Origin of the sequence: Alteraurantiacibacter buctensis, from assembly GCF_009827655.1 — a bacterium.
GTDB lineage: Bacteria > Pseudomonadota > Alphaproteobacteria > Sphingomonadales > Sphingomonadaceae > Alteraurantiacibacter > Alteraurantiacibacter buctensis.
This window is the reverse complement of sequence record NZ_WTYV01000002.1, coordinates 778,333-789,119: the sequence shown is the minus strand read 5'-3', so window position 1 is coordinate 789,119 and position 10,787 is coordinate 778,333. Positions and strand designations below refer to the sequence as shown.

At 65.9% G+C, this 10,787-nt stretch carries 13 protein-coding genes and 1 tRNA gene; 3 read left to right on the top strand and 11 right to left on the bottom strand.

Annotation, left to right across the window (positions count from 1 at the left end):
* The first annotated feature begins 33 nt into the window (after positions 1-33).
* Complete coding sequence (locus tag GRI99_RS08360) at positions 34-543, top strand: hypothetical protein (protein WP_160771549.1); 510 nt, start codon at positions 34-36, stop codon at positions 541-543.
* A 10-nt stretch (positions 544-553) separates the two neighbouring features.
* Here the strand turns inward: GRI99_RS08360 and GRI99_RS08355 are convergent, their stop codons facing one another.
* From GRI99_RS08355 to efp, 4 genes are all read right to left on the bottom strand, one after another.
* On the bottom strand, positions 554-709 hold the full coding sequence (locus tag GRI99_RS08355; protein ID WP_160771548.1) for a hypothetical protein: 156 nt from the start codon (positions 707-709) through the stop codon (positions 554-556).
* Between the two features lie 210 nt (positions 710-919).
* A tRNA-Leu gene (locus GRI99_RS08350) sits at positions 920-1,003 on the bottom strand.
* A gap of 60 nt (positions 1,004-1,063) precedes the next feature.
* Positions 1,064-1,897 carry an inositol monophosphatase family protein gene (locus tag GRI99_RS08345; protein ID WP_160771547.1) on the bottom strand — a complete coding sequence of 278 codons (834 nt, stop codon included), beginning with the start codon at positions 1,895-1,897 and terminating at the stop codon, positions 1,064-1,066.
* Positions 1,898-1,903: 6 nt separating this feature from the next.
* On the bottom strand, positions 1,904-2,467 hold the full coding sequence (gene efp, locus GRI99_RS08340; RefSeq protein WP_160771695.1) for an elongation factor P: 564 nt from the start codon (positions 2,465-2,467) through the stop codon (positions 1,904-1,906).
* Positions 2,468-2,599: 132 nt separating this feature from the next.
* Here efp and GRI99_RS08335 point away from each other — a divergent pair, with 132 nt between their 5' ends.
* Positions 2,600-2,950: a hypothetical protein gene (locus GRI99_RS08335; protein WP_160771546.1), complete on the top strand. Its 351-nt coding sequence runs from the start codon at positions 2,600-2,602 to the stop codon at positions 2,948-2,950.
* Here the strand turns inward: GRI99_RS08335 and GRI99_RS08330 are convergent, their stop codons facing one another.
* The 3 genes from GRI99_RS08330 to thiE form a co-directional block, all read right to left on the bottom strand.
* Positions 2,951-3,604: a M23 family metallopeptidase gene (locus GRI99_RS08330; RefSeq protein WP_337192890.1), complete on the bottom strand. Its 654-nt coding sequence runs from the start codon at positions 3,602-3,604 to the stop codon at positions 2,951-2,953. It abuts the gene before it with no gap.
* Positions 3,601-4,764: a L,D-transpeptidase family protein gene (locus GRI99_RS08325; RefSeq protein WP_160771545.1), complete on the bottom strand. Its 1,164-nt coding sequence runs from the start codon at positions 4,762-4,764 to the stop codon at positions 3,601-3,603. The genes GRI99_RS08330 and GRI99_RS08325 overlap by 4 nt, the downstream gene beginning before the upstream one ends.
* Positions 4,765-4,837: 73 nt before the next feature.
* A complete protein-coding gene (gene thiE / locus GRI99_RS08320; protein ID WP_160771544.1) occupies positions 4,838-5,464 on the bottom strand; it encodes a thiamine phosphate synthase in 627 nt (208 codons plus the stop codon).
* 84 nt (positions 5,465-5,548) lie between these two features.
* Between thiE and GRI99_RS08315 the strand changes: the two genes are divergently transcribed.
* Positions 5,549-5,953 (top strand): hypothetical protein, encoded by a 405-nt coding sequence (locus GRI99_RS08315; protein ID WP_160771543.1) that lies wholly within the window; start codon positions 5,549-5,551, stop codon positions 5,951-5,953.
* Here GRI99_RS08315 and GRI99_RS08310 read toward each other — a convergent pair.
* The 4 genes from GRI99_RS08310 to tkt are packed head-to-tail and all read right to left on the bottom strand — an operon-like array spanning position 5,950 to position 10,631.
* Entirely contained in the window at positions 5,950-7,149 is a 1,200-nt protein-coding gene (locus GRI99_RS08310) for a phosphoglycerate kinase (protein ID WP_160771542.1), read from the bottom strand. The two genes, GRI99_RS08315 and GRI99_RS08310, sit on opposite strands and share 4 nt — an antisense overlap.
* Positions 7,149-7,556, bottom strand: a complete 408-nt coding sequence (locus GRI99_RS08305) for an MOSC domain-containing protein (protein ID WP_202392982.1) — start codon at positions 7,554-7,556, stop codon at positions 7,149-7,151. The genes GRI99_RS08310 and GRI99_RS08305 overlap by 1 nt, the downstream gene beginning before the upstream one ends.
* Before the next feature lie 53 nt (positions 7,557-7,609).
* On the bottom strand, positions 7,610-8,617 hold the full coding sequence (gene gap / locus GRI99_RS08300) for a type I glyceraldehyde-3-phosphate dehydrogenase (protein ID WP_160771540.1): 1,008 nt from the start codon (positions 8,615-8,617) through the stop codon (positions 7,610-7,612).
* A 16-nt stretch (positions 8,618-8,633) separates the two neighbouring features.
* Positions 8,634-10,631 carry a transketolase gene (gene tkt, locus GRI99_RS08295; RefSeq protein WP_160771539.1) on the bottom strand — a complete coding sequence of 666 codons (1,998 nt, stop codon included), beginning with the start codon at positions 10,629-10,631 and terminating at the stop codon, positions 8,634-8,636.
* Positions 10,632-10,787: the final 156 nt, after the last annotated feature.

The window sequence follows — 10,787 nt, the reverse complement described above, 5'->3', positions numbered from 1 at the left end:
GGCGATTAATCTGTCACTGCTAGAGCGCTGACCATGGCACAGCTCAGCAAACCGGCCATTCCGGTCAAGATGTACAAGCATTTCGCGGTCACGACCTTCGCGTTGACCGCGCTGCTGGCGCTGTTTGCCAGCGGCTCGCCACAGGAAAGCGGGTCTCGCCCCACTCCGGAAAGTACCCAGAGCGGACGGCCAGACCCGCGCCCGGCATCCACGCCTACGCCAGCCTATGGCGAGGCAAACATGGATACCGGCGGCAAGATCGAATCCGGCAACGGCTACGAGATCTACCAGGAATACGACCAGTCCAACTTCCGCCGGGCAGCGGGCAGCGACGTTATTGGCGAGATCGGTGCCACAACCGCAGCCCGGTCAGGATCTGAGAACGCGGGCTTCACCCGCGAATACCTCGACAGCCTGACTGACGAGGAACTGGAAGAGCTGCTGCGCCAGTTGCGTGCCGGCGGGGTGCAGGATCCCGCAACCCGCCAGCAGATTCAGCAATTGCTGGAAACCGGCTCTCGCCGCCGCAGCGGCAGCACCTGAGTGGCCGGGACTAGCCAGCCGGCTTTTCGAACACCACCACGTCCTGGAAGAAGAACCCCGGGTGGTCCTTCCACTGGCCCGAGTGATAGCCGCACACCTTCAGCCCGATTTCGTCAAAAATCTGCTCGAACGTGGGTTTGTCCACCGCGATCGCAACCTCGGGCACCGATGCCCAGTTGGTGGTTTTCCAATGGGCCAAGCAATAGGCTGGCGTGTCGAAGATCCACTTGCGCTCGTTCTGCGCATAGAAGTCGGACTGCCGGTCACGCTTCCGCTCGGGCCGAGCGCGCGTTGTCCAACCTTGCAGCCCAAGGCCCTAGGTTGAACAACGAAACACAAGATTAATCGTGTGTTTGCAATGCGATGAAAAATGCGGTGGTACCCCTGGCCGGACTCGAACCGGCACTTCAGAGAAACTCGATTTTGAGTCGAGCGCGTCTACCAATTCCGCCACAGGGGCACTGGGCTGGACCCGCCGCTTAGCGGGCCGGTGTTCGCCTGTCGATGGCGATTTATCGCCTTACTTGAGGGCGGTGGCGATGATCTTGTGCAGGCGTGAATGCAGCGGATCGTTGCCCGCGATCACCTGCTTGTCACAGATCGGCAGGCTGCGGCCGCGATAGTCCGATACGAAGCCGCCCGCCTCGCGCACCAGCAGGCAACCAGCGGCAGTGTCCCACGGGGCCAGGTCGCTTTCCCAGAACCCGTCGAAACGGCCAGCGGCAACCCAGGCCAGATCCAGCGAAGCCGCCCCGAAGCGGCGCACGCCAGCCACCTGAGGGCCCAGCGCGGCATAGATCTTTTGCCATTCGGCAAAGTCACCATGGGCCTGGTAAGGCATGCCGGTGGCGATCAGCGCCTCGGACAGGTGCCGCCGTCCGGAAACTCGCAAGCGCGCATCGTGCAGCCAGGCCCCGCGCGTCTTCTCAGCCCAGAAGGTCTGGTCGGTAATGGGCTGGTAGACCACGCCCGCAGTCACCTCGCCCCAGCCCGACCCGTCCGGGCCCTTGCCGTCCAGCGCCGGCTCCTGCACCGCGATGGAGATGGCGAAGTGCGGGATGCCGTGCAGGAAGTTGCTGGTGCCGTCGAGCGGATCGATGATCCAGCGCGGCTTGGTGGGATCGCCCTCGATCAGGCCGCCCTCTTCCAGCACAAAGCCCCAATCGGGCCGCGCGGTGCGCAGCTCGTCATAGATGGTTCGTTCCGCCGCCTGGTCCGCCTTGGACACGAAGTCCGACGGGCCCTTGCGGCTGACCTGCAGGTGCTCCACTTCGCCGAAGTCACGCCGCAGCCGGCCACCCGCCTTGCGGGCAGCCTTTTCCATTACGCGGATCAGGCCGGAAAGAACTGCCATGCCGGATCAGCCGGCCTTGCCGACGTAGGCCTGCTCGTACACGTCCACCACGATGCGGGTGCCGCTTTCGATGTGCGGCGGGACCATGATGCGCACGCCGTTGTCGAGCATGGCAGGCTTGTAGCTGGAGCTGGCGGTCTGGCCTTTTACCACGGCATCGGCCTCAACGATGGTGGCCTCCACCTGGCTGGGCAGTTCAACCGAGATCGGCCGTTCGTCCCACAGTTCCAGCATCACCTGCATGCCATCCTGCAGGAAGGCCTTGGCATCGCCCAGGAGGTCGCTAGGCAGGTTGATCTGCTCGTAGGTATCCTGGTCCATGAACACCAGCTGGTCGCCATCCTCATAGAGGAACTGGTAGTCCTTGGTGTCCAGCCGCACCTTCTCGACCGTATCGGCGCTGCGGAAGCGGACGTTGGTCTTGCGCCCGTCGATCAGGTTCTTCATCTCGACCTGCATGTAGGCCCCGCCCTTGCCGGGCTGGGTGTGCTGGATCTTGGCGACCTTCCAGATGCCGCCTTCGTATTCGAGGATGTTGCCGGGACGGATATCAACGCCGCTGATCTTCATGGACACGGGCCTTCGCAAAATCGCAAATGTGGGATTGCGCGCGCCCTAGCCGTTAGGAGCCGCCGGAGCAAGTGGGGCGGCGCCTGTGCAATCATTCATGGCCTTGCAAGCCAGCAATGCTATGGCGCGCTGATGATCCGCGCGCTTGCCCTTTCCGCCCTGCTTGCCCTGTCCGCAGCGGTCCCCGTGGTGGCAGCTGGCCCCATCGGCACGATCGAGCGTGGTCACTATGCGTGCGAACTGCCGGGGGAAACGGCGGGCGTGGTAGCTCTGGCCCAGCCTGAGGAGAGCTTCGAGATTGCCGGCGCGTCGCGCTATCGTTCTCCGCAGGGCAACGGCACCTACCTGCGGCGGGGCGACCGGGTAATCATGTCCAGCGGCCCGCGCAACGGCTCGCAATACGAAGTGATTTCCGAAACGCTGCTGCGCCGGATCGACAATGGCCAGCCAGGGCGCCTGCGCTGTTACTGGCGCGGCCGCTGATCAATAGGTTCCGGCAACCAGCAGCGGATAGGGGTTGAGCGGCGCCCCGCCTTCCCACCAGCGGGCATCGGGGGCGATTTCCTGCATGGCGAGATGCAGGTGGGGGGCGGACTGGTCGGCATTGCCAGTCCAGCCTACCGAGCCCAGCGCGTCGCCCGGTGCCACGACCTGACCTTCCGCAAGGCCGGGGGCATAGTCCTTGAGATGGGCATAGTAGAACATCACCCGCCCATCGGGCGAGCGAACATAGATCGTGTTGCCGCCAGCGTCAGAGCGGTAGAGCTTCTCGACCCTGCCGGCGGCCGCGGCCACCACCGGGGTTCCCTCGCGCGCCGTGATGTCTATCGCATCATGCAGCCGCCCCTCGCCCCGCGCTTGGGTGAAGGTATCGGCTAGCGCCTCCGGGCCGATTCCCGCGACCGGAACAATCAGCGACCGTGCGGTCAGGCCTGGCGATGCCGGACGGACCGTGGCAGTCTGCGTGGGGGCAGCTTCACCCGCGCGTTCGGCCATGACCCTGTCTGGCAAGGCGATGTTGCCGCTGGCGGTTGCATATGGCCACACCAGTGCGCCCATCAGCAGCCAGAACACCGAGGTGACCAGCGCGGTGCCGCCGACGAGTTCCACCACCCGCAAGGTCGCCAGCCCCCTCACCGCTGGAACACCACTTTGGTGGAGCCCGAAACCATGCCTGCCAGACGCGCGGCGTCCCAGTTGGTCAGGCGCACGCAGCCATGGCTTTGCGCGCGGCCGATTGTCTGCGGCTCGGGTGTGCCATGGATGCCGTAGTGCTCCTTGGTGAGGTCGATCCAAACCACGCCCACGGGGCCATTCGGACCGGGTGGAAGCTGCTGCTCCTCCTCGCTGTCGGGCACGTCCCAGAACAGGTCCGGCTGGTAGGTGAATGGCGGGTTGTAGGCGACGCCGTTGATGCCCCACTCACCGATGGGCAAGGGATCGTTCGCTGATCCCGACGATACGGTGAAAGCGGCGACCAGCCTGTCGTCCGCATCGTAGGCCCGCAGCATCTTCTCGCTTTCGTCGACCACGATGCGTGCGGCAGCCGGTTGGCGCGAACCCACGCCCAGCGAGGCGAGGGTGCGTTGCCACTCGCGATTCTCGACCGAGCCCGGGGGCATCGCATCGGCCCCGATGTTGGGAACGCGAATCTGCTGTCCGGCACGGAACAGCGGTGCGGGCGTCGCGGCACTGGCAGAGGCGGACGGCCTGGGAGCGGGCGTTGCCGCCCGGTTGTCGGCCCCCGCCGGCCGACCGCCGGGATTGAGCTCGCGCAGCACCTCAACCGTAGTGTGGAAACGTTCGGCCAGTTTCTCGTCCAGGCTTTCATAGCCCAGGCTGTCCATCTGCGCCTGCTCTGCCGCGCCTTCGGGCACGGGCTGGAAGGTCAGGCTGCCCCAGTTCTCGGGAATTGTCACCACGCGGGTGGCGGGGATTGTTTCCCACTGCTGCAACAGGCGGCGTGTTTCTTCGTCCAGCTCACCACTGGCTGCCAGGCCGCGCGATTCCTGGAAGGCGCTGATGGCGTTGGTGGTGGAGAAGCCTTCCTTGCCATCGACAACACCGGGGGTGAAACCAAGGCGATCGAGCACGACCTGCAACTGCATCACCGGGCGCGGCTGGCTGTCCGGTAAGGTCTGGGCGACATCATCATCCGAGCGCATGGAGTCGGCGAGCCCCGCATCCTCTGGGGCCCCTTCCGAATGGTCATTGCGGTTGCGGTCGGTGCCATTGAGGCCGCAACCTGCAAGCAGGGACAGGGCCGCAACCCCAACGAAAACCTGAAACGAACGCATGGCGACAGCCTCCCTTTGGCTGCCCAACGCGCAAGCGCGCGATCGGTTGCCGCAAAGGGTAGCGACAGGCCTGTCAGGCCTTCAGCACTGGGGTAAAGGCGCGCACCGCAGCCGCCTCGTCCCCGTTCCACACGGCCCCCGACACGGCCAGGAAATCGGCTCCCGCCGCAACCAGCGGGGCGCAGTTCTCCGGCGTGATGCCGCCGATGGCGACGCAGGGAATCTCGAACAGGCCGGCCCAGAATTCCAGCAGGTCGGGCTCGGCATGATGCTCGGTCTGCTTCGTGCCGCTGGGGAAGAAAGCGCCGAACGCCACGTAGTCGGCCCCCGCCTCGCCCGCTTCCATCGCCAGGTGGCGGCTGGCATGGCAGGTGACGCCAATCTGCGCCTCGCGGCCCAGTTCCTCGCGCGCCTCTTTCACGTCACCATCATCCTGCCCCAGGTGCACGCCATCGGCCTTGAGCCGTTTGGCGAGCGCGATGGAATCGTTGACGATGAAAGCCACATCCCGCTCGGCGCAGATGGCCTGCAGCGGGGCGGCAAGGCGCGCCGACTCGTGCTGGTCCAGCCCCTTCACGCGAAACTGGAAGGCGGCAACAAGGCCGTCTCCCGCATCGATCGCGCGGGCAAGCCGCTGGGGAAAGTCCCCGCCCACATCGAGCGGGGAAATCAGATAAAGCTGGCAGCCGGATTCAGACATGGCCCACGCCCTTAGAACCCCCTGCGCACAAAGGGAACCGTCCGTTCAGCGGAGCGAAACCCGCCGTGCTGCGTATAGCCGGCCATGAAAACCTTATTTCTCTCCCTTGCCGCCCTGCCCCTGCTGGCAGCCTGTGCCACCACCCCGCTTGCGGGCCCCGCCGCGCCTGAAGGCAGCACGGTTGCCCTTGGCCAGCCGGTGCAGGTGGCCGACATCGTGCTGACTCCCCTCCGCGTGACCGAGGATTCGCGCTGCCCGATCAACGCCCGCTGCGTGTGGGCCGGCCAGATCATCGTGGAAACGCGCGTAGACGGACGCGGCTGGCGCGAAACGCTGCCGATGCAACTGGGCGAGCCGGCAGGCACCCACGGCTATGTCCTCAACCTCGTTTCCGCCGAACCGGGCCGGATGGCGGGCACAGCGGAAACTGACCCGAAGGACTATCGCTTCGCCTACGAGGGCAGTTCGCCGGACAGGCCGCTGGACTAGGCGGAGAGCGCCGCCACGCCGGGCAGTTCACGCCCTTCCATCCATTCGAGGAAAGCCCCGCCCGCCGTGGAGATATAGGTGACGTCATCGGTCACCCCGGCGTGTGCCAGCGCGGCCACGGTATCGCCACCACCGGCAACCGAGACCAGTGAACCTTCCTTGGTCAGGGCAGCGGCGGTCTTCGCAAGGGCCACGGTAGCAGCATCGAACGGCGGGGTCTCGAACGCACCCATCGGGCCATTCCACACCAGCGTGCGGCAGGTCTTGAGCACATCGCCCAGCGCTTCCACCGCCTGCGGGCCGACGTCGAGGATCATCTCGTCGGCAGCGACCTCATGCACATTGCAGGTGCGCAAGCTGGCCGGATTGGCGGCAAATTCCTTTGCCACCACAACGTCATACGGCAGATGGACGGTGCAGCCTGAGGCATCGGCGGCATCCATGATGGCCTCGGCCTTGGCGGTCAGGTCATGCTCGCACAGGCTCTTGCCCACGTCCACGCCGCGCGCTGCCAGGAAGGTGTTGGCCATGCCGCCGCCGATGATCAGGTGCTGCACCTTGCCGACAAGGTTCTCCAGCACGGCCAGCTTGGTGGACACCTTGGCCCCGCCCACAACTGCGGCAACGGGGGTCTGAGGCTTACCTAGCGCGGCATCAAGGGCCTTCAGCTCGGCCTCCATCGAGCGGCCGGCATAGGCCGGCAGCAAGTGCGCCAGGCCTTCGGTGGTGGCGTGCGCGCGATGGGCGGCAGAGAAGGCATCGTTGACATAGAAATCGCCGTTGGCGGCAATGGCCCTGGCAAATTCCGGATCGTTCTTTTCCTCGCCCGGCCAGAAGCGGGTGTTCTCCAGCATGCCGATGTCGCCGGGGCGCAGGATGTCGATCGCCTGGGCGGCCACGGGGCCGGCAACTTCGGGAATGAACATCACTTCGCGGTCCAGCACACCCTCCAGTGCGCCCTGCACCATGCTGAGCGACATCTGCGAATGGCGCGCGCCCTTGGGCCGGCCGAAGTGGGCCAGCAGCAGCACCTTGGAACCCTTGTCGGCCAGCTCCAGGATCGTGGGGGCGACGGCGCGCGCGCGAGTCAGGTCGGTCGCCACGCCGTCAGCCATGGGCAGGTTCAGGTCCACCCGCACCAGCGCCACCTTGCCGGTCACATCACCCAGATCGTCGAGCGTCTTGAAAGCAGCCATCAGACTATCCTTACCTCATCATCAAGGGCGATCGGCCCTTCAGATATCACGCGCGCCAGCACCCCGCCGCGCCAGTCCGGCGTCAGCGCGGCGCGCAGCCCTTCGTGCAGGGCATCCATCCGCTCGCACGGATCGCATTCACCGGTTACTTCCAGCACAAGCGCGGAACCGATGGCGATCTGCGCGCCCGGTTCGCGCGGTAGGCGCAGGCCTTCAACCAGCAGGTTGCGGCGGGCTTCGGACCAGTCGGCCAAGCAGCCACTGTCCGCTTGTGCGGCGCGCCAGCTATTGCCTTCGATCAGCGAGAGCTGGCGCTTGCGGGTGCCTTTACCGGAGGCAAGCGCGCTGCGGAAATCGCCGTGCAGGCCCTCGGCCAGAGACACCTGGCCGTGATCGACCGTGTGCATCGGGCCCTTGGGCCGGTCGCGCCTGGCGATTCCTGCCAGCCTGCCGCCCACCTTTACAGCAGCTTGCCCATCACGCCGGCGGTATCGATCATGCGGTTGGAGAAGCCCCACTCGTTGTCATACCAGCTCAGCACGCGCACCAGCTTGCCATCGATCACCGCCGTTTCGAGGCTGTCGATGGTGGAGCTGTGCGGATCGTGGTTGAAATCGATCGATACCAGCGGCTCCTCGGTATAGCCCAGCACGCCCTTCAGCGCGCCTTCTGCCGCGGCCTTCAGGATGCCGTTGACTTCCTCGACCGTGGTGTCGCGCTTGGGCTGGAAGGTCAGGTCCACCACCGAGACGTTGGGCGTGGGCACGCGGATCGACGAGCCGTCCAGCTTGCCCTTCAGTTCGGGCAGCACCAGGCCAACCGCCGCGGCGGCGCCGGTGCTGGTGGGGATCATGCTCATCGCCGCAGCGCGGGCGCGGCGCGGGTCGGAGTGGATCTGGTCGAGGATCTTCTGGTCGTTGGTATAGGCGTGGATCGTGGTCATCAGGCCGCGCTCGATGCCCACCGTATCGTTCAGCACCTGGGCGAAGGGTGCCAGGCAGTTGGTGGTGCACGAAGCGTTGGACACGATGGTGTGATCGGCGGTCAGCTTGTCATGGTTGACGCCGAAGACCACGGTCAGGTCCACGTTCTTGCCGGGAGCCGAGATCAGCACGCGCTTGGCACCCGCCGCCAGGTGCTTTTCGCACGAAGCACGGTCGGTGAAGAAGCCGGTGCATTCCAGGGCGATATCCACGCCCATTTCGCCGTGCGGCAGGTTGGCGGGATCACGCTCAGCCGTCACGCGGATGCGCTTTCCGTTGATCACCAGGTCATCGCCTTCCACGTCCACCTTGCCGCCGAACGGGCCGTGCACGCTGTCACGGGCAAACAGCATGGCGTTGGCCTTGGGGCTGGCGAGGTCATTGATGTGGACCAGTTCCAGATCGTGATCGGTCCGCTCCAGGATGGCGCGCGCCACGTTGCGGCCGATGCGCCCGAAACCGTTGATCGATACCTTGATCGTCATGGAACCTGTCTCCTGATCAGTTGCCAAGCTTGGCGAGGATTTGCGGAACAATCTTCTCCGCGCTGAAACCGAAGTGCTGGAACAGCACCTCTGCCGGGGCCGAAGCGCCGAACCGGTCGAGCCCGATGGTCAGGCCGTCGAGCCCGGTATAGCGTTCCCAGCCGTGGGTAACGCCCGCCTCGATCGAGACCTTCAGCGTATCGGCCGGCAGCAGGTCTGCCTTGTAGGCAGCATCCTGCCGGTTGAACAGTTCCTGGCATGGCATCGAAACCACGTCCGCGCCGATGCCCTGGGCCTCCAGCGCGGCGGCGGTATCGAGCGCGACCGAAACCTCGCTGCCGGTGGCCATCAGCACCACCTTGCGGGCAGCCATGGCGGCCTTGAGGCGATAGGCACCCTTGGCGCTGCGGTTGCCGGCCGGGGTCCACTCCGCGTCCCCCTCGCCCCGCACCTGCGGCAGGTTCTGGCGCGACAGCGCGAGGACCGAGGGCGTTGCCGGAGTGGCCAGCGCCAGCGCCCAGCACTCCGCCGTCTCCACCGCGTCTGCCGGGCGGAAGACGGTGAGGTTAGGGATGAGGCGCAGGCTCATCACCTGCTCCACCGGCTGGTGGGTGGGGCCGTCTTCGCCAAGGCCGATGCTGTCGTGCGTCAGCACATAGACCACGCCCGCCTTCTGCAACGCGGACAGGCGGATGGCATTGCGGGCATAGTCGCTGAAGATCAGGAAGGTGCCGCCATAGGGCACGATCCCGCCGTGCAGCATCATGCCGTTCATCGCCGCGGCCATGCCGAATTCGCGGATGCCGTAATAGACATAGCGCCCGCCATAGTTTTCGGCGGTGATGCCGTGGGTGGCTGCAGTCTTGGTGTTGTTCGATCCGGTAAGGTCGGCCGAACCGCCGATCAGTTGCGGCAGGGCCACGGTCAGCGGCTCCAGCGCCTTCTGCGAGGCAACGCGGCTGGCGATCTTCTGCGGTTTGGCCGCCAGGTCGCGGATATGCGCCTGTACCGCCGGCCCGGCCTGGTCGGCCACCGAAGCGAAGCGGGCGAGGAAACCCGCCTTGGTGGCGCTGGCATCGAGCCGCGCGGACCATTCGGCATGGGCCGCTGCGCCGCGCGCGCCGAGCGAGCGCCAATCGGCCATTATATCCTCGGAGATCAGAAACGGCTCGTGCGGCCAGTCCAGTTCAACGCGGGCAGCGGCGATTTCATCCGCGCCCAGCGGCGAACCGTGGACACCGCTGGTGCCCTGCTTGTTGGGCGCGCCCTTGCCGATGATGGTCTTGCACGCCACCAGCGAAGGCAGCGGGCTGGCCAGCGCCTCGTCAATCGCCGCGCGGATGCTGGCCACATCGTGTCCGTCGCAATCGACCACATGCCAGCCGGTGGCGCGATAGCGGGCGCGGATATCCTCGCTGGAGGACAGGCCCACCTTGCCATCGATGGTGACGTTGTTGTCGTCCCACAGCACGATCAGGTTGGAGAGCTTAAGGTGGCCGGCCAGGCCGATGGCCTCGTGGTTCACGCCTTCCATCAGGCAGCCATCGCCCGCCATCACCCAGGTGCGGTGGTTGACCAGGTCATCGCCGAACTGCGCGTTCAGGTGCCGCTCGGCCAGGGCAAAGCCCACGCCCATCGCAAGGCCCTGGCCCAGCGGACCGGTGGTGCATTCGACACCGTCGATCAGGAAGTTTTCCGGGTGGCCGGCACACACGCTGCCAAGCTGGCGGAAATTGCGGATGTCATCCAGCGTGGGGCTGGCATAGCCCGTCAGGTGCAGCAGGGCATAGATCAGCATCGAGCCGTGGCCGGCGGAAAGGATGAACCGGTCACGGTCGGCCCAGTGCGGGTCGGCCGGATCGAACTTCAGGTAATCGGCATAGAGCACGGTCGCCACGTCGGCCATGCCCATGGGCATGCCGGGGTGGCCAATGTTGGCCGCCTGCACCGCATCCATGGTCAGGGCGCGGATGGCATTGGCCATCGGCAGGAAACGGCTGGCGTCTTGGCTCATGGATTTTTCTCCGCCCGGGATAACCGGCTGTCGATTCGGCTCGCGCGCTCCATGCGAGGCAGCCACCCTTGCGTCAAGCGCAGGGGGCGGCAAGCGCGCGCGCGGCGGGCCGCATCGCCAGCAGGCTTATTCACAAGTTCGCGGTCCAAGGCTTTG